We start from the raw sequence: 22,434 nt of genomic DNA on the forward strand, positions 1-22,434 counted from the left end.
TGCGCGCGACTTTTCAACAAAGTTATCCACATGCGCTGTGGATAGCCGAAAAACCCTCGCAAAATCCGGCGATTAGCGTCGAAAGCTGCGAACGAACTTTCAGTTGTCACAGTGTGTCCGGGCGCCGCGCCGGCCGTCGTCAATCGAGTTTGAACGAGCCGAAAAACTGGTCGAGTTGCTCCTGCGCGAGCGGCCCGTCGGCGATCACGACGGCCTGGTACGCATGCCGGCCGCGCGCGGCGAGCCGCGCGACGATCGTCTTGCGCGCGCGATCGCCGCCGGCGGCGGCGCCCGTGACGCGCAGCTCGAGCCCGTTCACCGCGCCGCCGGCCGCGAGCGGCACGGGCACCGACGCCGTCTGTGGCACGCCCTCGAGGTTGCGCGACAACCCGGCGCGCAGGAAGTCGAGCGCCGCGCGGCGCGTATCGTCGCGGTCGTCGGGCAGCGTCAGCGTGCCGACCGCGAACACCGCGCCGTCGACGTGCGCGGCCTGCATCCGCATCGGCATCGACGCGCCGCCGAGCGCCACCGGCTGCTGCTCGACGGTCGGCTTCGCCGGCAGGTCGATCGTATAGCCGGCGTCGTTGTGCAGCGTGCGCCAGTCGTACGACGGCGAGCACGCGGCCAGCGCGGCGCTCAGGCAGGCGAGCGCGGCGAAGTGTCGCAGCGGGCGAAAAAGGGGGCGCAACGAATCGGTGACTTCCTTCGGCATGGCGTGGATCGCGGCAGGCAAAACGGCCATTATCCGCCGAACCTGACAACCGGGATGCGGGGCCGCCGCCGGTGCGCGCGCCGCATTCGCGCTAAAATGAGCGCCGAATTTCGACGTCCCTTGCATCGATCCGCGTCATCGACTCCGAGAGCACCAGATGAACACCACGCCCCCCGCCCGCCGCAGTACCGGACCCGTCCGCTATATCGTCGCGGCCGCAGTCGTCGCGGCGATCGCCGTCGCCGGCTTCTTCGCGTTCAACGGCAAGTCCAGCGTGCCGGACGCGACCTTCACGCTGCTGTCGGGCCAGAAGGTCTCGACCGCCGGCGACCTGAAGGGCAAGGTCTATCTCGTGAATTTCTGGGCGACGAGCTGCGCGACCTGCATGCAGGAAATGCCGCAGATGGTCGATACCTACAATCGCTTCAAGGGTCAGGGGCTGGAATTCGTCGCGGTCGCGATGAACTACGATCCGCCGATGTACGTCGCGAACTACGCGCAGACGCGCCAGTTGCCGTTCAAGGTCGCGCTCGACGACGGCAGCGTCGCGAAGCAGTTCGGCAACGTGCAGCTCACGCCGACGACCTTCGTCGTCGACAAGGACGGCAAGATCCTGAAGCGCTACGTCGGCGCGCCGCAATTCGCGGAGCTCGACGCACTGCTCAAGAAGGCGCTCGACGGCAACGCGGCCTGAGCGCCGCCCGATCCGGCTCGCAGGCGCGCGCACCGCGCCCTTCCGGCAAGACAACGGACCGCATGACCGGGCAACCCGGTTCCGCGGTCCGTTTGCTTTTCAGCGCTCGGTGTCGCCTTTCGCCGACAGCCCGTAGCGCTTCATCTTCTCGTACAGCGTCGCCTTGCCGACGTGCAGCCGGTCGGCCGTTGCCGCGACCGCGCCGCCCGTCTGGTTCAGCGCCTCGGCGATCACCGCGCGCTCGAACTGCTCGATGCGCTCCTTCAGCGTCTGGTCGTTGTCGGCGTCGTCGCCCGCGCCCGTTTCCTGCGGCATGTCGGCCACGCCGAGCACGAAGCGGTCGGCCGCATTGCGCAGCTCGCGCACGTTGCCCGGCCAGTCGCGCTGCATCAGGCTCGCGCGCTGCCGGTCGGTCAGCACCGGTGCGGGCCGCCCGTAGCGCACGGCCGCGTCGAGCATGAAATGCTCGAACAGCGGCACGATGTCCTCGCGGCGCTCGGCGAGCGGCGGCAGCGCGATCGTCACGACGTTGAGCCGGTACAGCAGGTCGCGCCGGAACGTACCGGCCGCGACGAGTTCGCTCATGTCGCCCTTCGCGGCCGCGACCACGCGGCAGTTCACGCGGATCGGCTGGTTCGAGCCGAGCCGCTCCAGCACACCGTCCTGCAGCACGCGCAGCAGCTTGACCTGCAACGCGAGCGGCATGCTTTCGATTTCGTCGAGAAACAGCGTGCCGCCGGACGCGTATTCGAGCTTGCCGACGCGCCGCTTCGCCGCGCCGGTGAACGCGCCGGGCTCGTAGCCGAACATCTCCGATTCGAACATCGGCTCGGGCAGCGCGCCGCAATTGACCGCGATGAACGGCTTGTCGCGGCGCGGCGACAGCTCGTGCAGGCTGCGCGCGATCAGTTCCTTGCCGGCGCCCGTGTCGCCGTTGATCAGCACCGACGCGTCGGTCGGCGCGACGTTCGCGATCAGCTTGCGCACCTGCTCGATCGCCGGGCTGCGGCCGATGATGCGCGGCGCGACCACGTGCTGCCCGGCCAGTTCGCGCCGCAGCGCGTGGTTCTCGAGCACGAGCTCGCGGCGCTCGAGCGCGCGGCGCACCGTCTCGATCAGGCGCTCGGCCGCGAACGGCTTTTCGATGAAGTCGTACGCGCCGTCGCGCATCGCCTGCACGGCCATCGAGATGTCGCCGTGCCCGGTGACGAGGATCACCGGCACGTCGGGCACGCGCTCGCGGCACTGCGCGAGCACGTCGAGCCCGCTCGCGCCGGGCAGCCGGATGTCGCTGACGACCGCGCCGGCGGTATCCGCGACGATCGCCTTCTCGGCCGCTTCGGCCGACTCGAAGCCGGCGACGTCGAAGCCCGCCAGTTGAAGGCTCTGCACGCTCGCCCGGCGCACGAGCGCATCGTCTTCGATATAGATCACTTGCAGCCGGTTGGCCATCTTGGTCACTTGCTCCTGACAGGCCGCGCTGCGCTCGCACGCGGCTCTCGATTGATGCCGGTCGGTCGCCGACCGGGCCTGTTCACGCTAATGCGAACCCGCCGGCTCGGACACGGAGTCCGGATGATGCGTGCGGGCGCGCCGCAGCGTCAAGACGAACAGCGCGCCGCCCGACGGGGCGTTGCGGGCGGTCAGCGCACCGCCCGCGTCGCTCGCGATCGACGACGAGATCGCGAGGCCGAGCCCGAGCCCGCGCCCCATTTCCTTGGTCGTGAAGAACGGCTCGAACAGGCGCGGCAGCAGATCGGGCGCGATCCCGGAGCCGTTGTCGCGCACCTCGACCGCGAGCGTCGCGGCCGACACCGCGATCGTCACCTCGATCGCCGGCGCCGCGACGCCGGCCACCGCGTCGAGCGCGTTGCCGAGCAGGTTGATCAGCACCTGTTCGAGGCGCAGATCCTCGCAGCGCGCGACGAGTTCCGGATAGTCGCGCGCCAGGTCGAGCGGCGCGTCGCGCGCGGGCGACACGGTCGCGTCCTGCAGCGTCAGCGTGAGCGCGACGCCGCGCAGGCGCTCGTCGAGCAGCGACAGCACGCTGCGCAATGCGCGCACGACGAGGGCCTGCTCGTTGCGCGGCTTCGCGCGGCCGACGAACAGCTTCAGCTGGTTGGTGATCTTGCCCATCCGCTCGGTCAGCGCGGCGATCGCCTCGAGATTCTCGCGCGCGGCGGCCTGCTCGCCGCGATCGAGCAGCACGCGCGTGTTGTCCGAGAAGCTGCGCAGCGCCGCGAGCGGCTGGTTCAGTTCGTGCGTGATGCCGGCCGCCATCTGGCCGAGCGCGGCGAGCTTGCTCGCCTGGATCAGTTCGTCGTGCGCGGCGCGCAGCTCCTGCTCCGCGCGGATCCGGTCGCCGACTTCCTTCTGCAACTGCTCGTTCGCTTCCGACAAATCGGCCGTACGCTCCTCGACGCGCCGGTTCAGCTCCGCGTACGCCTGCTGCAGCAGCGCGCGGCCGCGGATCATCTCGCGCACGCGGGCGCGGCGCATTCGCCAGTAGAACGCCAGCAGCGCGACCGACACGAAGCCGAAGCCGGTGACGATCGTCGCGTTGCGCGCATCGGCATCGATCGGCGCGATCGGCGCGAGCGTGACGAGCAGCCAGTCGGGCTCGCCGATCCGCCGCTTGCTGGCGAGAAAGCGCGGCGCGCGCCGGCCGGCGCCGAGGCGCACGATCTCCGCATCGGCGCCGAGCGTCTGCTCGACGCGCAACGGCAACGGCGTGACCGGTTGCTGCGCGTACTGGCGCGTTTCGTAGATCGACGCGGCGACCGGCCCCGTGAGCGGGCGCAGCGTGTGGTACTTCCACGCGGGCACCGACGACAGGAACACGACGCCGTGATCGTCCACGACGACGAGCGGCTCGGACGCGTCGGCGCCCTGGAACCATTCGAGGTTGAGCTTCACGACGACGACGCCCGCGATCTTGCCGTCGTGCCACACGGGCTGCGAGATGTAGTAACCGGGGTCGCGCGAGATCGTGCCGATCCCGAAAAAGCGGCCGACCTGGCCGTTCATCGCGTCGAGAAAATACGGGCGGAAACGGTATTCGATTCCGACGAAGCTGTCGGGCGCGCGCCAGTTGCTGGCGGCGACGCACAGCCCGTCCGCGCCGATCACGTAGGTGACGGTCGCGTGCGCGTGTTCGTTGAGGTCTTCGAGATAGCGGTTGACGCGCGCGGTGTAGTCGCCGCGCTTGGGCTCCGCGAGCAGATCCTGCACGTACGGATGGCTGCCGAGCAGGTAAGGCAGCGATTCGTAGCGATCGAGCGTGCTCTTGAGCGCGTTGGTGGTGCGGTCGACGCGCACCGCGGCATTGCGCTGCAGCTCGGCGACGCCGCGCTGCCAGGTGACCGTCCACGTGAGCGCGCACGCCGCGACGAGCGCGGCGGCAAGCACGACGAGGATGAGCAGGCGGCGCGTCACGGTCGAGGCTTCCTGGCGATGCGGATCGCCTATTGTGTCATAGGCCTCCGCCTCGATGCCCCGGGCGCCGCGGGCCGCACGGCCGGCGGGCGGCTCCGCCGCCTGCTCGTTCATCGCGTCAGACGCCGGCCGTCTCGGTCGGCGCGACTTCGCTGCCGCCCTTCAGCGCCTGGCGCAGCTTGTTGCGGTCGAGCTCCTTCTCCCAGGCCGACACGACGACCGTCGCCACGCCGTTGCCGACGATGTTGGTCAGCGCACGGCATTCGCTCATGAAGCGGTCGATGCCGAGGATCAGCACCATGCCTGACAGCGGGATCGTCGGCACGACGGCCAGCGTCGCGGCGAGCGTGATGAAGCCCGCCCCGGTCACGCCGCTCGCGCCCTTCGACGTCAGCATCGCGACGGCCAGCAGCGTGAGCTGCTGCATCCAGGTCAGCTCGATGTTGGTCGCCTGCGCGATGAACAGCACGGCCATCGTCATGTAGATGTTGGTGCCGTCGAGGTTGAACGAATAGCCGGTCGGCACGACGAGGCCGACGACCGAACGCGAGCAGCCGGCCTTCTCGAGCTTTTCCATCAGTTGCGGCAGCGCGGCTTCCGACGAGCTCGTGCCGAGCACGATCAGCAGTTCTTCCTTGATGTACGACACGAAGCGGATGATCGAGAAGCCGGTGAAGCGCGCGATCGCGCCGAGCACGACGAGCACGAACACGACCGACGTCAGGTAGAACGTGCCGATCAGCTTGAGCAGCGGCACCAGCGAGCCGACGCCGTACTTGCCGATCGTGAACGCCATCGCGCCGAACGCGCCGATCGGGGCCAGCTTCGTGACGATGTGCACGATGCCGAACAGCACCCGCGTCAGGCCGTCGATGAAGTCGGTGACCACACGGCCGCGCTCGCCGAGGTGCGCGAGCACGCTGCCGAACAGCAGCGCGATCAGCAGGATCTGCAGGATTTCACCCTGCGCGAACGCGTCGACCATCGTGTTCGGGATGATGTGCATCAGGAAGTCGACCGTCGACTGCCCGTGCGCCTTCGCCGCGTACGACGCGACGGCCTTGCCGTCGAGCGTCGCCGGATCGATGTTGAAGCCGACGCCCGGACGCAGCAGGTGCGTGGCCGCGAGGCCGAGCAGCAGCGCGAAGGTCGACACGATCTCGAAGTACAGCAGCGCCTTGCCGCCGACTCGGCCGACCTTCTTCATGTCCTCCATGCCGGCGATGCCGGTGACGACCGTACAGAAGATGATCGGACCGATCACCATCTTGATCAGTTTGATGAACCCGTCGCCGAGCGGCTTCATGTCGGTGGCGAGCGCCGGGTAGTAGTGGCCGAGGATCACGCCGACGATGATGGCGAAGATCACCTGCACATAGAGCACTTTGTAGAAGGGTTTCTTCTTCACGATGGTTCCTGCTGAAGTAGATGATGAGCCGGTGGAAACGGCGTCACGCGCGCAGGCGAATGTCTCAGGGGAAAGTCACTCGCCCGCGCGGCTGCCGTGCCGCAACAAGCGATGCCTCAGAACATCCGGAGGGGGAGGAAGGCAGTGGTCATCGGTTGTCTCCTTGGTTTAATAGTCAGGCCGGGGGCCGGCCATGCGCTTTATATCGCAAGGTCGATGCCAGGTTTCCGGAACCCCTCAAGCCGTTGTTTTCATTGTATTTCTCATAATGCGGCAGGCAAGAAAATCCGGGATTCCGGATTTCCGGAAAATATCCGTCCGGCGATCCGGACGGATGTGTCGCTTCGTCAGACGAATCAGTGCCGCACGGCCTGGCTGGCCAGCACGCCGGTCTGCGCGTAGAACTCCTGCTGCGCGAACGCGTCGCGCTCGCGGCGTGCGCGCTCGCCGCGATCCGCGAGCGAACCGATGACGATCCCGACGAACGCGAGCGGCACCGACACGAGCGCAGGGTTGTCGAGGAACACCGGCGCATGCGCGTGGTGCAGCACGTCGACCCACACCGACTTCGACAGCACCGTGAGCGCGACCGCCGACACGAGGCCGAGGCCGCCGCCGAGCACCGCGCCGCGCGTGGTCATCCCGCGCCAGAAGATCGACATCGCGAGCACCGGGAAATTGGCGCTCGCGGCCACCGCCGCGACGAGCCCGACCATGAACGCGACGTTCACGTGCTCGAACAGGATCGACAGCCCGATCGCGACGGCCGACAGCACGATCGTCGCCGCGCGCGAGATCCGCATCTCCAGCCGTTCGTCGGGCTTGCCGCGCGCCCACATCTGCGCATACAGGTCGTGCGAGATCGTCGTCGCGCCGGCGAGCGTCAGGCCCGCGACCACCGCGAGGATCGTCGCGAACGTGACGGCCGCGATGAACCCGTAGAACCAGTTGCCGCCCACTGCCTGCGCGAGCTTCACCGCGACCATGTTGGAGCCGCCGAGCAGGTCGTGCGTCAGGTTGAACGTGCCGTTCGCGCCGAGCCGGAAGAATTCCGGATGCTGCGCGAGCAGCACGATCGCCGAGAAGCCGATCACGAAGGTCAGCAGGTAGAAGTAGCCGATGAAGCCCGTCGCGTAGAGCACCGACTTGCGCGCCTCCTTCGCGTTCGGCACCGTGAAGAAGCGCATCAGGATGTGCGGGAAGCCGGCCGTGCCGAACATCAGCGCGATGCCGAGCGACAGCGCATTGGCCGGGTCGCGGATCAGCTTGCCGGGCCCCATGATCGACAGCGCGCCCGGATGCACGGCCACCGCGCGGCGGAACATCGCGTCGATGCTGAAGCCGAACTCGCCGAGCGCGAGCACCGCGAGCAGCGTCGAGCCGCACAGCAGCAGCACGGCCTTGATCACCTGCACCCAGGTGGTCGCGGTCATCCCGCCGAAGAACACGTAGACGACCATCAGCACGCCGACGATCAGCTCGGCCGTGCCGTACGACAGCCCGAACAGCAACTGGATCAGCTTGCCCGCGCCGACCATCTGCACGACGAGGTACAGCACGACGATGGTCAGCGCGTTCGCCGACGTCAGCAACCGGATCGGCCGCTGCGCGAAGCGGTACGCGACGACGTCGACGAACGTGAACTTGCCGAGGTTGCGCAGCGGTTCGGCGATCAGGAACATCACGAACGGCCAGCCGACCAGGAAGCCGATCGAATAGATCAGCCCGTCGAAGCCGAACATGAACACCATCCCCGACAGCCCGAGGAACGACGCGGCCGACATGTAGTCGCCGGCGATCGCGAGCCCGTTCTGCAGCCCGGTGATGCCGCCGCCGGCCGTGTAGAAGTCGCGCGTCGAGCGGGTGCGGCGCGCGGCCCAGCGCGTGAGCGCGAGCGTCGCGAACACGAACGCGAAGAACATCGCGATCGCGACCGGGTTCAGCTCGACCTTGTCGGGCATCGGGCCGGCGACACCGGTCGCATGGGCGGTGGAGGAGACGAGAACGGTCAGCGCGCCGAGCGCGCGCGCAATGCGTCGCATGCGGGCCTCCGTCACGAACGTTGCAGGATCGCGTCGACGCGGCGGTCGAACGCACGGTTCGCGCGCAGCACGTAGCACGCGGTCAGGCCGATCGCGATCAGGATGATCGCGACACCCGCGGCGATCCCGACCGTCGTCGTCGCGCCGCGGTACAGCGGCGCGGCGAGCACGTGCGGCGCAAGCGCGACGAGCAGGATGAAGCCGTAGTAGGTGGCGATCATCAGCGCCGTCAGCGTGAAGCTGAAGCGGCGCCGTGCCCGCACGAGCTGCTGGTAGTCGCGGCGCGCCGTGACCGATTCGATGACGGAAAGCTCCATGGTGTCTCCATTTCCAGCTCGTCATGGCGAGCGGTGTTTTGTGGAATGGTCGGCGCGCGTCGACTGTTCCGCCCGCGCCGCGGCGGTAAATTGAATTACACGACGCGATCCGCGCGCAGCCGCGCGACGTCCTCCGCCGACATCCCGAGCCAGCCGCCCAGCACCGCATCGGTATCGGCGCCGAGCACCGGCGGCGCGCCGCGTACCGGCAGCCGCGCGCCGTCGAAGCGGTACGGCGGCGCAAGCACGTCGACGCCGCCCGCGACCGGATGCGGCTGCCGCGTGACGAGCCCGGCACTCGTCGCACGTTCGGACGTCAGCGCTTCGTGCAGCCCGAGCACTTCGCCGCACGGGATGCCCGCATCGGCGAGCGCGGCGAGCAGCGTCGCGCGCGACCGGCGTGCCAGTTCGCGACGAATCTCGGGCAGCAGGTCCGCACGATTCTCCGAGCGGCCGAGGTTGGTCTTGTAGCGTTCGTCCGCCGCCAGGTCGGGACGCTCGATCGCGTCGCAAAAGCGTGCGAACTGCGTGTTGTTGCCGACCGTGATCACGAGCGGGCCGTCGGCCGCGTCGAACACGCCGTACGGCACGATCGACGGGTGCGCGTTGCCGTAGCGCGGCGGGTCCTCGCCCATCAGCAGCGCGTCGAGCCCGTAGTACGCGGTGATCATCAGCCCGCAGTCGAACAGCGCCATCTCGATGCGCCGCCCGCGCCCGGTCGCATGGCGTTCGTACAACGCGGCCAGGATCGCCTGCGCCGAATACATGCCGGTGAACAGGTCGACCGCCGCGACGCCGAACTTCAGCGGCGGCTGGCCGGCCTCGCCGTTCAGCGCCATCAGCCCGGCCTCGCCCTGCACCACGAGGTCGTAGCCGGGCCGCGCGGCCTCGGCGCCCGACCGGTCGTAACCCGAAATCGCGCAGTGCACGAGGCGCGGGTTCAGCTCGGCCAGCGCGTCGTAGCCGAGGCCGAGCTTCTCCGCGCCGCCGAACTTGAAGTTGTGGATCAGCACGTCGGCCTGCGCGGCCAGCTCACGCGCGATGCGCTGGCCGGCGTCCGTCTGCAGGTCGACGCAGATCGACCGCTTGCTGCGGTTCACGCTGTTGAAATACGTGGTTTCAGTGTCGCCGATCCGCAGCCCCCAGTCGCGCGTATCGTCGCCGCGCGCCGGGTGCTCGACCTTGATCACTTCCGCACCGAAATCGGCCAGCACCATCGCGCACCACGGGCCGGCCAGCACGCGCGAGAAATCGAGCACCTTCACGCCCGCCAGCGGCAACGCGCGCGGTTCGTTCGTCATCCTTGTCTCCTCCATTCGCGTTTTCGCCGTTACTGTTTCGACAGTGCGATGTAGCGCGCGAGATGATGATCCTCGTCACCGAGCTGGTGATCGATCATCACCAGCCGCTTCGCGTAGTGCGACAGCGGCAACTCCCACGTCATCCCGATCCCGCCGTGCAGCTGGATGCTTTCCTCGGCGACGAGCGTGCCGATCCGGCCGATGCTGTATTTCGCCGCCGCGAGCGCGCGCTCGCGCACCGCGCGCGGCGCGTCGAGCTGCGCAGCCGCATTGATCACGGCCGAGCGCGCCTGCTCGACTTCGAGCAGCAGGTCGGCCATCCGGTGCTGCAGCGCCTGGAAGCTGCCGATCGGCAACCCGAACTGCTTGCGTGTGCGCAGGTAGTCGAGCGTGTGCTCCTTCGCGACGTCCATCGCGCCGAGCGCTTCCGCCGACAGCGCGAGCAGCCCGTAGCCGAGCACGCGTTCGAGCAGCTCGGCGCCCGCTTCGCCGTCGAGCGCCTCCGGCGCGCCGAGCGCGGCGTCGGCCGGCAGCGCGACACGCTCGAAGCGCACTTCGGCCGCACGGCCGCCGTCGATCTTCCGGTAGTCGCGCAGCGACACGCCCGGCGCATCGGCCGGCACGACGAACAGGCCGATGCCGGCCGCGTCGTCGTTGCCGGACACGCGCGCGCTGACGACGAAGAACGCCGCCTGCGCGGCCTGGTCGACGACACCTTTCGCGCCGGTCAGCACCCAGCCGTCGCCGGACCGTTCGGCGCGCGTGCGCACCGTCGTCAGTTCGTAGTGCGAGCCCGGTTCGTCGTGCGCGAACGCGGCGCTCGCGCTGCCGTCGATCAATGCGGCGAGCCGGTGGCGATGCGCATCGCCGCCGGCGAGCGCCAACGCACGGCCCGCGAGCAGCGCGCCGAGGAACGGCTCGACGACGAGCCCGCGCCCGAGGCATTCGAACACCACGGCGATGTCGAAGCCCGCGCCGCCGAAGCCGCCATCGGCCTCGGCGAACAGCGCTCCGACCGTGCCGAGTTCGGCGAAGCGCTGCCACATCGCGCGGTCGAACCCTTCGGCCGACTGCGCGATGCGGTCGCGCACCGGGAACGCGTACTGTTCGGCGATGAAGCGGTTCAACGTGTCCGCCAGCATCCGGCGGTCTTCTGTGTGCTGGAAATCCATCGTCGCGTCCCTCGTTACAGCCCGAGCATCATCTTCGCGATGATGTTCTTCTGGATCTCGTTCGAGCCGCCGAAGATCGACAGCTTGCGGTTGTTGAAATACTGCTGCGCGGCGCTCGCGGCTTCTTCCGGGCCGACCGGTTCGCCGTCGTAATCGGCGTCGAGCGCGTCGTCGACGAACGGCTGTGCGTACGGCCCCATCGCGCGCCGCATCAGCGCGGTGATCTCCTGGCGGATCTGCGTGCCGCGAATCTTCAGCATCGAGCTTTCCGCGCCCGGCACGCCGCCGCCCGCGACCGCGGCCAGCACGCGCAGGTTGGTCGTGCGCATGTTTTCCAGCTCGATCTCGACGCGCGCGAGCCGCGCCGCGAAGAACGGATCGTCCGCGAGCGGCCGGCCGTTCTTCGTGACCTTCGCGGCCACCGCGCGCAGCCGGTCGAGGGCGGCGGTCGAGAAGCCGATCCCCGCGATGTTGGTGCGCTCGTACGTGAGCAGGTATTTCGCGTAGGTCCAGCCGCGATTCTCTTCGCCGACCAGGTTCTCGACCGGCACGCGCACGTCGGTGAAGAACACCTCGTTCACCTCATGCTCGCCGTCGAGCGTGATGATCGGACGCACGTCGACGCCCGGCGTATTCATGTCGATCAGCAGGAAGCTGATGCCTTCCTGCTTGCGCACGTCGGTCGCGGTGCGCACGAGGCAGAAGATCATGTTCGCGTAGTGGCCGAGCGTGGTCCACGTCTTCTGGCCGTTCACGACGTAGTGATCGCCGTGGCGCACCGCGCTCGTCTTCACCGACGCGAGATCGGAGCCGGCGCCCGGCTCCGAGTAGCCCTGACACCACCAGTCGGTGCCGTCGAGGATGCGCGGCAGCCAGTGGCGCTTCTGCGCGTCGTTGCCGTACTTGATCAGCACCGGGCCGAGCATGTTCACGCCGAACGGCACGATGCGCGGCGCGCCGGCGAGTGCACATTCGTTGTCGAACAGGAATTTCTGCGCGACGCTCCAGCCGGGGCCGCCGTATTCGCGCGGCCAGTGGCTCGCGAGCCAGCCGCGCGCGTTGAGGATCGCGTGCCATTCGCGCATGTCGTCGCGCGTCAGGTGCAGGCCGCCCTTCACCTTGCGCGCGGTGCGCGCCGGCAGTTCGGCGGCGAGGAAGCGCTGCACTTCAGCGCGAAAGGCTTCCTCTTCGGGAGTGAAATCGAGGTCCATCTTCGGTCCGTGGCAAATGCGGTTGGCGTTCAGTCGATGTGGTTCAGGCTCGCGAAATTCGCGCCGCGCGCGACGAGATCGACGAGCAGCGGCGACGGCTTCCAGAACAGCGGATCGTCCTTCGCGAACGTGCGGATGTCGGCGAGCACGTTCGCGAGGCCGAGCGTGTCCGCGTAGTGCATCGGGCCGCCGCGATAGCGCGGGAAGCCGTAGCCGTGCAGGAACACCGCGTCGACGTCGAGCGGGCGCAGCGCGATCTTCTCGTGCACGACGTTCGCGCCTTCGTTGATCATCGCGGCGAGGTAGCGGCGCAGGATCTCGTCGTCGGTGAACGTGCGCGGCGTGATGCCCTTCTTCGCGCGTTCTTCCGCGACGATCGCCTCCACTTCCGGGTCGGGCGTGCCGACGCGCGCGCCGTCCGGATACAGGTAGTAGCCGCGGCCGGTCTTCTGCCCGAACCAGCCGCGCTCGCACAGCCGGTCGGAAATCTCCACGTAGCGCGCATTCGGATCGCGCGTCGCCGCGCGGCGCTTGCGGGTCGCCCAGCCGATGTCGCCGCCCGCGAGGTCGACGACCTGGAACGGCCCCATCGGGAAGCCGAATTCGCGCACCGCGCGATCGATCTGGTACGGCGACGCGCCGTCTTCCATCAGGTAGTCGGCCGCCGTCCGGTAGACGGCGAGGATCCGGTTGCCGATGAAGCCGTCGCATACGCCCGCGCGCACCGGCGTCTTCTTCAACTGCCGGGCCAGCGCGAACGCGGTCGCGACGACGTCCGGGCTCACGCGCGCCGGCACAACGATCTCGAGCAGCTTCATCACGTTGGCCGGCGAGAAGAAATGCAGGCCGATCACGTCGGCCGGCCGGTCGATGCTCGCGAGCGCGTCGATGTCGAGATACGACGTGTTGGTCGCGAGCACCGCGCCCGGCTTGCACACGCGGGCGAGTTCGGCGAACACGGCCTGCTTCACGGCCATGTCCTCGAATACGGCTTCGATCACGACGTCGACCTGCGCGAGCGCGTCGTACGACGTGCTGCCCTTGAAGCGCGCGAGGCGCGCCGCGTGCGCGGCGGGCGTCATCCGCCCTTTCGCGACGAGGCCGTCGTACACCTTCTCGACGTGCGCCCGGCCGCGCGCGAGCGAGGCTTCGTCGCGCTCGATCATCGTCACCGGCAGCCCGGCGTCGAGCGCCGCGACCGCGATGCCCGCGCCCATCGTGCCGCCGCCGACCACGCCGATCCGCTCGACCGGCCGTGCGCTCGCGCGTCGCGCCTCGGGCGCCTTCGCCGCCTCGCGTTCCGCGAAGAACGCATGCACGAGGCCCGCGCGCTGCGGGCTGTCCAGACATTGCAGGAACAGGCTGCGTTCGAACTTCATTCCCGCGTCGAACGACTGCGTGAGCGCGGCCTCGACCGCGTCGACGATCTTCGCCGGCGAGAACAGGCCGCGCGACTTCTTCGGCAATTCGGCGCGGGCCGCGTCGATCGCCGCCTGCGCGGCCGTGCGGTCCGCCAGGCCCTGCGCATCGCGCGTGCGGCGCACCGGTGCGCCGAGCGACACGAGTTCCTGCGCATAGGCGAGCCCTTCGGCGAGCGTGTCGTCGCTGTGCGCGACGCGATCGACGAGGCCGAGCGCGAGCGCTTCCTCCGCGCTCGCATGACGGCCCGTCAGCATCAGGTCGAGCGCGGCCTTCGCGCCGATCAGGCGCGGCGCGCGCTGCGTGCCGCCCGCGCCGGGCAGCAGGCCGAGCGTCACTTCGGGCAGCCCGAGTTTCGCGCCGGGCACCGCGAGCCGGTAATGCGCGGCCAGCGCGACTTCGAGGCCGCCGCCGAGCGTCGCGCCGTGCAGCGCGACCACGACCGGCTTCGTGCCGGACTCGATCCGCTCGCACACGTCGGGCAGCGACGGCGGCACCGGCGGCTTGCCGAATTCGCGGATGTCGGCGCCCGCGATGAAGTTGCGGCCGGCGCCGACGATCAGCACCGCGCGGATCGCATCGTCGGCCTGCGCGGCGTCGATCGCGTCGGCGAGGCCGCGCCGCACGTCGGCGGACAGCGCGTTCACGGGCGGATGGTCGATCGTGACGACGAGCACCTTGTCGCGCCGCTCGCGCGTGACGGTGCCGGTTGGGGGCGTGGCGGGGGAATTCATGGCGTCTCCTGTCGAAGCTGTCGATGCAGCAGGCATGACCCGATTCTCGATTGATCGAGATTCATTGACAATTCCCGCACGCCTTTACAAGCTGTCAAGTCTGACTTGACACTGGATGCTTTCCGACCGTTAAACGGGCCGAATCAGGAGAATACGGGCATGGACCTGAACGCGCTGACGCTGCTCGTCGAGATCCTCGACGCCGGCAATCTCAGCAAGGCCGCGCAGCGGCTCAAGATGAGCCGGGCGAACGTCAGCTACCGGCTCAACCAGCTCGAGCGCTCGATCGGCCAGCAGCTGGTGCGGCGCACGACGCGGCGCATGGAGCCGACCGAGATCGGGCTGAAGCTGTACGAACACGGCCGGCGCATCCGCAACGAACTGCTCGCCGCGCAGGAATCGGTGACGACGCTCGGGCAGGACCTGCAGGGCCGCGTGCGGCTGTCGGTGCCGAGCGGCTACGGGCAGATCGTGATGTCCGAATGGCTGCTCGCGTTCAAGCGGCGGCATCCGGGCATCGTGCTCGACGTGGTGTTCGAGAATCGCGTGGAAGACCTGATGCGCGACGAAGTCGACATCGCGATCCGCGTGATGTCCGAGCCGCCGCAGAACCTGGTCGCGCGCGACATGGGCGCGGTGCGCTACGTCGCGTGCGCGTCGCCCGCGTTCGCGGCCGCGCACGGGATGCCGGCGAGCCTCGGCGCGCTGGCCGCCGCGCCGGTCGTCACCGCGACGGTGATGGGCCGGCAGCTCCGCATCGCCGCGTATCTCGGCGACGAACGCCACGAGGTGCTGCTCGAACCGACGCTGATTTCGGAGAACTTCCTGTTCCTGCGCCAGGCGATCCTCGCGGGGATCGGCGTCGGCATCGTGCCCGACTACGTGATGCAGGACGACCTGCGGCACGGCGCCGTCGTCACGTCGCTCGACGCGTACCGGCTCAGCATCTTCGGCACCCACATGTACATGCTGTACATGCCGAATCGCCACCACACGCGCGCGACCTCGACGTTCATAGAGTTCATCCTCGAACAGGCCGGAAAGACCGGCCGGGGCGGGCCCGGCGGGATGCGTCAGGGTTTCCTGTCGGATGACAAGCCGCCGGGCGCGCGGCGACAATAGCGCGCCGGGGCGGGCAGCGCCGTTGCGCCCGCGCCGACGTCCACGCCGCCGTCTCCTTCGAATTCACTGCTGCCGAGGGTTCAATGTTCGACCGGATTCGTCCGTATTCGCGTCCCTGGACGCTGCTCGCCGCCGTCGCGCTCGTCGCGTTCAACGCCGGCTGCACGTCCCCGTCCGCGCCATCGGGCGCCGTCGTCCCGGTCACCGCCGCATCGGGCGCGGCCGTCCCGCTGCCGGGCGTTCACGCGCCCGAACTGTCGTCCGGCTGGACGGACAAGTCGGGCTGGACCTCGCAGCATTTCATGATCGCGGCCGCGAACCCGCTCGCGACGCAAGCCGGCTACGACATGCTGAAGGCCGGCGGCACCGCGATCGACGCGGCCATCGCGACGCAGATGGTGCTGGCGCTCGTCGAGCCGCAATCGTCGGGCATCGGCGGCGGCGCGTTCATGCTGTACTTCGACGGCCGTGCAACGCAGGCGTACGACGGCCGCGAAACCGCGCCGGCTGCCGCGACCGACCGGCTGTTCTACGGGCCGACCGGCCAGCCGATGAGCTTCTACGAAGGTGTGGTCGGCGGGCGCTCGGTCGGCACGCCGGGCGTGCTGCGCATGCTCGACGCCGCGCACCGCGCGCACGGCAAGCTGCCGTGGCGCCGGCTGTTCCAGCCGGCCATCCGGCTCGCCGAGCGCGGCTTCACGATCAGCCCGCGGCTCGCGATGCTGATCGCGAACGACAAGTACCTGAAGAACGACCCGGCGGCCCGCGCGTACTTCTACAACGCGGACGGCACCCCGAAGGCCGCCGGCACGGTGCTGAAGAACCCGGCGCTCGCGACCGTGCTGCGCCAGGTCGCCGACCGCGGCGCGAACGCGTTCTACAGCGGCTCGATCGCACGCGACATCGTCACGAAGGTGCGCAAGCACCCGACCAACCCGGGGCTGCTGTCGCTGCAGGATCTCGCGCGCTACAAGGCGAAGGTCCGCGCGCCGCTGTGCGCCGACTACCGGCGCTCGATCGTGTGCGGGATGCCGCCGCCGTCGTCGGGCGGCCTCGCGATCGCGCAGATGCTCGGCATGCTCGAAGCGATGCCCGACTGGCAGCAGATCGGCGCGCAGAAGCCGGTGCGCAACGACGTCGGCTACGAGCCGACGCCGTTCGCCGCGCACCTGTTCAGCGAAGCCGGGCGCCTCGCGTATGCGGACCGTGCACGCTACGTGGCCGATCCCGATTTCGTGCCGCTGCCGGGCGGCACCTGGGCGAGCCTCACCGACAAGACCTATCTCGCACAGCGCGCGCGGCTGATCGGCGACACCAGCATGGGCGTCGCGCAGGCCGGCACGCCGCAGGGCGCGACGCTCGCGATGGCCGACGACCGCAGCCCCGAATGGCCGTCGACCTCCGACATCGCGATCGTCGACCGCTACGGCCAGGCGCTGTCGATGACGACCAGCATCGAGGACGCGTTCGGCTCGCGGCTGATGGTGCGCGGCTTCATGCTGAACAACCAGCTCACCGATTTCTCGTTCGTGTCGAACGACAACGGCCGGCCGGTCGCGAACCGCGTGCAGCCGGGCAAGCGGCCGCGCTCGGCGATGTCGCCGGAGCTCGTGTTCGACAAGAAGACGAAGCAGGTGACGATGATCGTCGGCTCGGCCGGCGGCCCGGCGATCATCAATCACGTCGCGAAGACGCTGGTCGGCGTGCTCGACTGGGGCATGACGATGCAGCAGGCGATCGCGCTGCCGAACTTCGGGTCGATGAACGGGCCGACGCAGCTCGAACGGGGCCGCGTGTCGGACGCGCTCGTGGACGGGTTGAAGGGACGCGGGCACGACGTGCAGATCGTCGAGATGAACTCGGGGCTGCAGGGAATCCAGCGGCTGAACGTGCAGGGGCAGACGGTGTGGTTCGGCGGCGCGGACCCGCGACGGGAAGGGGTGGCGATGGGCGATTGAGCGCGAAAGGCGCGGGCGGCGCGTACGCGCCCGTTGCCCGTGCCGTCAGTGTGACGTCACCCTCTCCCCTTCCACGGCACCACCCGCCGCTCGACCCACCGCATCGCGAGATCGAACAGCCACGCGATCGCGCCGATGAGCAGGATGCCCATCACGACGATGTCGGTGCGCAGGAAGCTCGACGCGTTGAGCACCATCTGCCCGAGCCCGGCCGTCGCGGCGACCATCTCGGCCGCGACGAGCGTCGTCCAGCCGAACCCGATCGCGATCCGCAGCCCGGTGAGGATTTCCGGCAGCGCGGCCGGCAGCACGACATGGCGCACGATCTGCGCGAAGCTGCCGCCGAGCGAATACGCGGCGTTGATCTGCTCGACGGTTGCGGCACGCACGCCGGCGCGCGCGGCCATCGCGACCGGCGCGAAGCACGCGAGGAAGATCACGACCAGCTTCGCCGTTTCGTCGATGCCGAACCAGATCACGACGAGCGGCAGATACGCGAGCGGCGGCAGCGGCCGGTAGAATTCCAGCAGCGGATCGAGCACGCCGCGTGCGACGCGGCTCACGCCCATCAGGATGCCGGCCGGCACGCCGATCGCGGTCGCGAGCGCGAACGCGCCGAACACGCGGGCCGCGCTCCACAACAGATGGTCGGACAACGGCAGGCCGCCCTGGATGCGGCCGTGCCACGCATCGACGAACGCGGTCCACACCGCTTCCGGCGCGGGCAGGAACAGCGGCGGCAGCCACTGCAGATGCGTCGCGACCCACCACAGCACGGCCAGCGCCGCGACCGTCGCGGCGCTCAACCCAGCCGTCTTCCCCTGCCCCGGCAACCGGTAACGGCGCGACGACGGCGCACGGCGCGGCGCCGCCCGACGCGGCGTGCGACCGTCCCGTTCGAAATCGGCGGCCGCACGATCGGCCGTCCAAGAATCCTGTGTGCTCATGCTGTCCTGCCTGTGCAAAGTGCTGTTCCGGCCGCGCCCCACGGCCACCCCGTGCCGTGCGAGTTCACTCATCACGCGGGCTCCACCGCCGCCTCGTCGCGATGCAGGTACGCGATCAACCGCTCGCGCCACGCGATGAAGTCCGGCGACGACTTCACCGCGCGCGCATCGCGCGATTCGACGTAGCGGCGCGCGAACGGCAGCTCGAAGGTTTCGGCAATGCGACCGGGGCCCGCCGTCATCACGATCAGACGCGTCGCGAGGAACAACGCCTCCTCGACGTCGTGCGTGATGAAGAACACCGTCTTGCCGGTGCGCGCCCACACGTCGAGCACGAGCGCCTGCATCGTGCCGCGCGTCATCGCATCGAGCGCGCCCATCGGCTCGTCCATCAGCAGCACGCGCGGGTCGCTCGCGAGCGCCCGCGCGATGCCGACCCGCTGCTGCATCCCGCCCGACAGCTCGTACACGCGCGCATGCGCATGACGCTCGAGGCCGACGAGTGTGAGCATCTCGCGCGCCCGTGCATCGCGTTCGGCCTTCGACACGCGCGCGAAGCGCAGTCCGAGCGCGACGTTGTCGAGCACGTCGAGCCACGGCAGCAGCGCGTATTTCTGGAACACGACGCCGCGATCGGCGCCGGGGCCCGTGACCGGCACGCCGTCGACCCGCACGTCGCCCGTCGTCGGTGCGACGAAGCCGGCCATGCAGTTCAGCAGCGTGGTCTTGCCGCACCCGGACGCGCCGAGCGCGACGACGAATTCACCGGCATCGATGCGCAGGTCGACCTGCGCGAGCGCCTGCGTCGTCGGCCTGCCGCGCTCGCCCGGATAGGCGACCGATACCTGACGGACTTCCAGCGTGCTCATGATCGGGGCTCCGCGATGAGTGGGCTGAATGGCCGCGCTCAGCGCGCAGCCTTCTGCACGAACTGCGGATCGACGCCGGCCGAATAGTCGGACAGCACCGTCTGGATCGTGCCTTGCGATTTGAGGAACGTGGCCGTGGCCGCGAGCGACTTCGCGGCGCCCGATTGCGCGCCGCCGCCGAGCCACGTCGGCGATGCCTGCTCGGCCGCCGTCGGGAATGCGTAGAGCGCGAGGCTGGCCGGCACGTCCTGCGCGTTCGCGCCGGACACCTTCGCCACCGCCGCGACCTGCGGCGAGCCGACCTTCCACGCCGCCGCATGCGCGCGGTAGTCGGCGTCTGCCGCCGCGAGCACCTTCACGAAACGCGTGACGAACTCGGGGTTCTCGCGCGCGAACTTGCGGCTCACGACGAAGCCGTCGAAGGTCGCCTTGCCACTTTCCTTCGCAACCTGGCCGGACGTCGTCAGCACCGTGCCCGACTGCTTGACCTTCGCGAGCACCGGATCCCAGATATAGGTCGCGTCGATGTCGCCGCGCGCCCACGCCGCCGCGACTTCGGGCGGACGCAGGTTGACGATCTTCACGTCGTTCGGATTGACGCCCGCGGCCTGCAGCGCGACGAGCGTATGGAAGTGCGACGTCGACACGAACGGCACGCCGATCTTCTTGCCCTTGAGCGCGGCGATGCTGGTCACGCCCGAGCCGTTGCGCGCGACGAGCGCCTCGGCGTCGTTGATGTTGTCGAGCACCCAGAACAGCGAGATGTCGAGCCCTTGCGACAGGCCGGCCGCGATCGGGCTCGACCCCGCCTCGCCGAGCTGCACGGAGCCCGACGCGAGCGCGCGGATCACGTCGGCGCCGCTGTCGAGCTTGCGGAACGTGACCTTGTAGCCGGTCGCCTTTTCGACTTCACCGCTCGCCTGCGCGTAGCGCCACGGCACGACCATGTCCTGGTACGCGATCACGACTTCGCGCGATTCGGCGTGCGCCGCGCCGAGCGCGGCAAAGGCGGTCAGCGCGACGACGGCGCGGCGGATGAAGCTGAAACGGGACATGCGGCTCTCCTTCGGAATGCGGGCATTGCTGCGGGAGAGCCGACTTTACGAGCTTTGCGCGCGGCGGGAGCGAACTTATCCTGCGAAGCTATCGATGCCGTTTCAGCTTTGCTTTCCACGCTCGACCGGATTGCGCGTCCGGTCGGGTGCCGATTGCCGTGCGCGGGCGCGGGCAACCGCCGCGCCAACGAAAAAGCCCGCATTGCTGCGGGCTTTTTTCGACTGCTCGGGACTGCTGCAGATGGAGGCGTGTGCGATGCTCAGACCACCCCGGCCCCATGCGCCTGCAGATCGGCGTGATAGCTCGAGCGCACCATCGCACCGACGGCCGCGTGCGTGAAGCCCATCTTGTACGCCTCTTCCTCGTACATCTTGAAGGTATCCGGATGCACGTACGCGCGCACCGGCAGGTGGTGCTCGGACGGCTGCAGGTACTGGCCGATCGTCAGCATGTCGACGTCGTGCGCGCGCAGGTCGCGCATCACCTGCAGGATTTCCTCTTCCGTCTCGCCGAGGCCGACCATCAGGCCCGACTTCGTCGCGACGTCCGGATGCTGCGCCTTGAAGTCCTTCAGCAGCTTCAGCGAGTGCGCATAGTCCGAACCCGGGCGCGCTTCCTTGTACAGGCGCGGCACCGTTTCGAGGTTGTGGTTCATCACGTCGGGCGGCGCGGCGTTCAGGATCGAGATCGCGCGGTCGAGACGGCCGCGGAAGTCCGGCGTGAGGATTTCGATGCGCGTGTCCGGCGACTGCTCGCGCACTTCGCGGATGCACTCGACGAAGTGAGCCGCACCGCCGTCGCGCAGGTCGTCGCGGTCGACGCTCGTGATCACCACGTACTTGAGCTTGAGCGCCGCGATCGTGCGCGCGAGGTTCTTCGGTTCGTCGGCGTCGAGCGGATCGGGACGGCCGTGGCCGACGTCGCAGAACGGGCAGCGGCGCGTGCACTTGTCGCCCATGATCATGAACGTCGCGGTGCCCTTGCCGAAGCATTCGCCGATGTTCGGGCAGCTCGCCTCCTCGCACACGGTGTGCAGGTTGTGCTCGCGCAGGATCGTCTTGATCTCGTTGAAACGCGAGCTGCCGGTGGCCGCCTTCACGCGGATCCACTCGGGCTTCTTCAGCTTTTCGATCGGAATGACCTTGATCGGGATGCGCGCCGTCTTCGCCTGCGCCTTCTGCTTGGCGGTCGGATCGTAGGCAGGGGTCGCGGCCGTGTCGGCCGGTGCGGGAGAAGCGGTAACGTCAGTCATTCGATTGTTCCAGTGCGTGCGGCTTGTCGGCGGCCGCGGATGCGCCGTCGAGGTTGGCGATCAGACGGCGCACCAGCGTGCGGGCGACGTCGTTCCAGTCGGCGGCAACCTCGAGGCTCGCCATGTCGACGGTTTCCAGTCCGGCATAGCCGCACGGGTTGATCGCAAGAAACGGGCGCAGATCCATCTTCACGTTCAGGCTCAGCCCGTGATAGCTGCAGCCGTTACGGATCTTCAGGCCGAGGGCCGCGATTTTCGCGCCCTCGTGCACGCCGGATGCCACGTAGATCCCCGGCGCGCCCGCCTTGCGGACCGAAGCGAGATTATACGCCGCGAGGGTTTCGATCACGGCCTCCTCGATCTTCGTCACGAGCGTGCGCACCATCAGCTTGCGCCGGCGCAGGTCCAGCAGCAGGTAGACGACGATCTGGCCGGGGCCGTGGTAAGTGATTTGTCCGCCGCGGTCGACCTTCACGAGCGGCACGCCGCTGTCGGCCACCAGCAGGTGCGCCGGGTCGCCGGCCTGGCCGAGCGTGTAGACGGGCGGATGCTCGACCACCCAGATCTCGTCGCCGGTGTCGGCCGTGCGCGTATCGGTGAACGCGCGCATCGCGTCGAAGCTCGCTTCGTACGCCTCGCTGCCCCGCCAGCGCACGGTGACCGGCTGGACCGGCTGATCCGGGACTCCGGCGGGCGATGCGGAAACGGCGACAGGCGTGGACACGATGGAAACCGGCGAAACGGACATGGGCGGTAGTTTACCGAAAACCCGTGGGTCTCGCCGG

18 protein-coding genes are annotated in these 22,434 nt (G+C 69.0%); 3 read left to right on the forward strand and 15 right to left on the reverse strand.

Going from position 1 to position 22,434, the window contains the following annotated elements:
- Nucleotides 1–139: 139 nt before the first annotated feature.
- Nucleotides 140–712 carry a hypothetical protein gene (locus DTA15_RS30985; RefSeq protein WP_006499056.1) on the reverse strand — a complete coding sequence of 191 codons (573 nt, stop codon included), beginning with the start codon at nt 710–712 and terminating at the stop codon, nt 140–142.
- A gap of 157 nt (nt 713–869) precedes the next feature.
- On the opposite strand from DTA15_RS30985, the gene DTA15_RS30990 reads away from it, so the two are divergent.
- Entirely contained in the window at nt 870–1,406 is a 537-nt protein-coding gene (locus tag DTA15_RS30990) for a peroxiredoxin family protein (RefSeq protein ID WP_006490813.1), read from the forward strand.
- Between the two features lie 99 nt (nt 1,407–1,505).
- Here the strand turns inward: DTA15_RS30990 and DTA15_RS30995 are convergent, their stop codons facing one another.
- The 9 genes from DTA15_RS30995 to DTA15_RS31035 all read right to left on the reverse strand — a co-directional run bounded on the left by DTA15_RS30995 (nt 1,506) and on the right by DTA15_RS31035 (nt 14,445).
- Nucleotides 1,506–2,858 (reverse strand): sigma-54-dependent transcriptional regulator, encoded by a 1,353-nt coding sequence (locus tag DTA15_RS30995; protein WP_006499057.1) that lies wholly within the window; start codon nt 2,856–2,858, stop codon nt 1,506–1,508.
- Nucleotides 2,859–2,945: 87 nt separating this feature from the next.
- The gene (locus DTA15_RS31000) at nt 2,946–4,955 is read right to left on the reverse strand and encodes a sensor histidine kinase (RefSeq protein ID WP_006490815.1); all 2,010 of its coding nucleotides are present in this window, start codon (nt 4,953–4,955) and stop codon (nt 2,946–2,948) included.
- 4 nt (nt 4,956–4,959) lie between these two features.
- Nucleotides 4,960–6,249 (reverse strand): dicarboxylate/amino acid:cation symporter, encoded by a 1,290-nt coding sequence (locus DTA15_RS31005; RefSeq protein WP_006490818.1) that lies wholly within the window; start codon nt 6,247–6,249, stop codon nt 4,960–4,962.
- Nucleotides 6,250–6,605: 356 nt separating this feature from the next.
- Nucleotides 6,606–8,291 (reverse strand): cation acetate symporter, encoded by a 1,686-nt coding sequence (locus DTA15_RS31010; RefSeq protein WP_006490821.1) that lies wholly within the window; start codon nt 8,289–8,291, stop codon nt 6,606–6,608.
- An 11-nt stretch (nt 8,292–8,302) separates the two neighbouring features.
- Nucleotides 8,303–8,608, reverse strand: a complete 306-nt coding sequence (locus tag DTA15_RS31015) for a DUF485 domain-containing protein (RefSeq protein ID WP_006477703.1) — start codon at nt 8,606–8,608, stop codon at nt 8,303–8,305.
- A 95-nt stretch (nt 8,609–8,703) separates the two neighbouring features.
- Nucleotides 8,704–9,909, reverse strand: coding sequence for a CaiB/BaiF CoA transferase family protein (locus tag DTA15_RS31020; protein WP_006490819.1), 1,206 nt, complete (start codon nt 9,907–9,909; stop codon nt 8,704–8,706).
- A 29-nt stretch (nt 9,910–9,938) separates the two neighbouring features.
- Nucleotides 9,939–11,081 (reverse strand): acyl-CoA dehydrogenase family protein, encoded by a 1,143-nt coding sequence (locus tag DTA15_RS31025; protein ID WP_006490817.1) that lies wholly within the window; start codon nt 11,079–11,081, stop codon nt 9,939–9,941.
- Nucleotides 11,082–11,095: 14 nt separating this feature from the next.
- Nucleotides 11,096–12,292, reverse strand: a complete 1,197-nt coding sequence (locus DTA15_RS31030) for an acyl-CoA dehydrogenase family protein (RefSeq protein WP_006490814.1) — start codon at nt 12,290–12,292, stop codon at nt 11,096–11,098.
- 29 nt (nt 12,293–12,321) lie between these two features.
- Nucleotides 12,322–14,445 carry a 3-hydroxyacyl-CoA dehydrogenase NAD-binding domain-containing protein gene (locus DTA15_RS31035; protein WP_006493286.1) on the reverse strand — a complete coding sequence of 708 codons (2,124 nt, stop codon included), beginning with the start codon at nt 14,443–14,445 and terminating at the stop codon, nt 12,322–12,324.
- A gap of 159 nt (nt 14,446–14,604) precedes the next feature.
- Here DTA15_RS31035 and DTA15_RS31040 point away from each other — a divergent pair, with 159 nt between their 5' ends.
- Nucleotides 14,605–15,567 carry a LysR family transcriptional regulator gene (locus DTA15_RS31040; protein WP_006485246.1) on the forward strand — a complete coding sequence of 321 codons (963 nt, stop codon included), beginning with the start codon at nt 14,605–14,607 and terminating at the stop codon, nt 15,565–15,567.
- Between the two features lie 83 nt (nt 15,568–15,650).
- Nucleotides 15,651–17,525: a gamma-glutamyltransferase gene (ggt, locus tag DTA15_RS31045; protein WP_006485244.1), complete on the forward strand. Its 1,875-nt coding sequence runs from the start codon at nt 15,651–15,653 to the stop codon at nt 17,523–17,525.
- A gap of 56 nt (nt 17,526–17,581) precedes the next feature.
- On the opposite strand, the gene DTA15_RS31050 is transcribed toward ggt, so the two are convergent.
- The 5 genes from DTA15_RS31050 to lipB all read right to left on the reverse strand — a co-directional run bounded on the left by DTA15_RS31050 (nt 17,582) and on the right by lipB (nt 22,397).
- The gene (locus DTA15_RS31050; protein ID WP_034178678.1) at nt 17,582–18,544 is read right to left on the reverse strand and encodes an ABC transporter permease subunit; all 963 of its coding nucleotides are present in this window, start codon (nt 18,542–18,544) and stop codon (nt 17,582–17,584) included.
- A complete protein-coding gene (locus DTA15_RS31055; RefSeq protein WP_006485241.1) occupies nt 18,544–19,341 on the reverse strand; it encodes a taurine ABC transporter ATP-binding protein in 798 nt (265 codons plus the stop codon). The genes DTA15_RS31050 and DTA15_RS31055 overlap by 1 nt, the downstream gene beginning before the upstream one ends.
- Before the next feature lie 38 nt (nt 19,342–19,379).
- Entirely contained in the window at nt 19,380–20,396 is a 1,017-nt protein-coding gene (gene tauA / locus DTA15_RS31060; protein ID WP_006485234.1) for a taurine ABC transporter substrate-binding protein, read from the reverse strand.
- A gap of 260 nt (nt 20,397–20,656) precedes the next feature.
- Entirely contained in the window at nt 20,657–21,649 is a 993-nt protein-coding gene (lipA, locus tag DTA15_RS31065; protein ID WP_006485242.1) for a lipoyl synthase, read from the reverse strand.
- Complete coding sequence (gene lipB, locus DTA15_RS31070) at nt 21,642–22,397, reverse strand: lipoyl(octanoyl) transferase LipB (protein WP_006485245.1); 756 nt, start codon at nt 22,395–22,397, stop codon at nt 21,642–21,644. The genes lipA and lipB overlap by 8 nt, the downstream gene beginning before the upstream one ends.
- Between the last annotated feature and the right edge of the window lie 37 nt (nt 22,398–22,434).

It is taken from the genome of Burkholderia cenocepacia (assembly GCF_900446215.1).
GTDB classification, from domain to species: Bacteria; Pseudomonadota; Gammaproteobacteria; order Burkholderiales; family Burkholderiaceae; genus Burkholderia; species Burkholderia cenocepacia.

What these genes read in the sequence shown, in the direction of transcription:
- DTA15_RS30985 (WP_006499056.1), bottom strand. Translation starts at nt 712, where the DNA reads ATGCCGAAGGAAGTCACCGATTCGTTGCGCCCCCTTTTTCGCCCGCTG.
- DTA15_RS30990 (WP_006490813.1), top strand. Translation starts at nt 870, where the DNA reads ATGAACACCACGCCCCCCGCCCGCCGCAGTACCGGACCCGTCCGCTAT.
- DTA15_RS30995 (WP_006499057.1), bottom strand. Translation starts at nt 2,858, where the DNA reads ATGGCCAACCGGCTGCAAGTGATCTATATCGAAGACGATGCGCTCGTG.
- DTA15_RS31000 (WP_006490815.1), bottom strand. Translation starts at nt 4,955, where the DNA reads ATGAACGAGCAGGCGGCGGAGCCGCCCGCCGGCCGTGCGGCCCGCGGC.
- DTA15_RS31010 (WP_006490821.1), bottom strand. Translation starts at nt 8,291, where the DNA reads ATGCGACGCATTGCGCGCGCGCTCGGCGCGCTGACCGTTCTCGTCTCC.
- DTA15_RS31015 (WP_006477703.1), bottom strand. Translation starts at nt 8,608, where the DNA reads ATGGAGCTTTCCGTCATCGAATCGGTCACGGCGCGCCGCGACTACCAG.
- DTA15_RS31020 (WP_006490819.1), bottom strand. Translation starts at nt 9,909, where the DNA reads ATGACGAACGAACCGCGCGCGTTGCCGCTGGCGGGCGTGAAGGTGCTC.
- DTA15_RS31025 (WP_006490817.1), bottom strand. Translation starts at nt 11,081, where the DNA reads ATGGATTTCCAGCACACAGAAGACCGCCGGATGCTGGCGGACACGTTG.
- DTA15_RS31030 (WP_006490814.1), bottom strand. Translation starts at nt 12,292, where the DNA reads ATGGACCTCGATTTCACTCCCGAAGAGGAAGCCTTTCGCGCTGAAGTG.
- DTA15_RS31035 (WP_006493286.1), bottom strand. Translation starts at nt 14,445, where the DNA reads ATGAATTCCCCCGCCACGCCCCCAACCGGCACCGTCACGCGCGAGCGG.
- DTA15_RS31040 (WP_006485246.1), top strand. Translation starts at nt 14,605, where the DNA reads ATGGACCTGAACGCGCTGACGCTGCTCGTCGAGATCCTCGACGCCGGC.
- ggt (WP_006485244.1), top strand. Translation starts at nt 15,651, where the DNA reads ATGTTCGACCGGATTCGTCCGTATTCGCGTCCCTGGACGCTGCTCGCC.
- DTA15_RS31050 (WP_034178678.1), bottom strand. Translation starts at nt 18,544, where the DNA reads ATGAGTGAACTCGCACGGCACGGGGTGGCCGTGGGGCGCGGCCGGAAC.
- DTA15_RS31055 (WP_006485241.1), bottom strand. Translation starts at nt 19,341, where the DNA reads ATGAGCACGCTGGAAGTCCGTCAGGTATCGGTCGCCTATCCGGGCGAG.
- tauA (WP_006485234.1), bottom strand. Translation starts at nt 20,396, where the DNA reads ATGTCCCGTTTCAGCTTCATCCGCCGCGCCGTCGTCGCGCTGACCGCC.
- lipA (WP_006485242.1), bottom strand. Translation starts at nt 21,649, where the DNA reads ATGACTGACGTTACCGCTTCTCCCGCACCGGCCGACACGGCCGCGACC.
- lipB (WP_006485245.1), bottom strand. Translation starts at nt 22,397, where the DNA reads ATGTCCGTTTCGCCGGTTTCCATCGTGTCCACGCCTGTCGCCGTTTCC.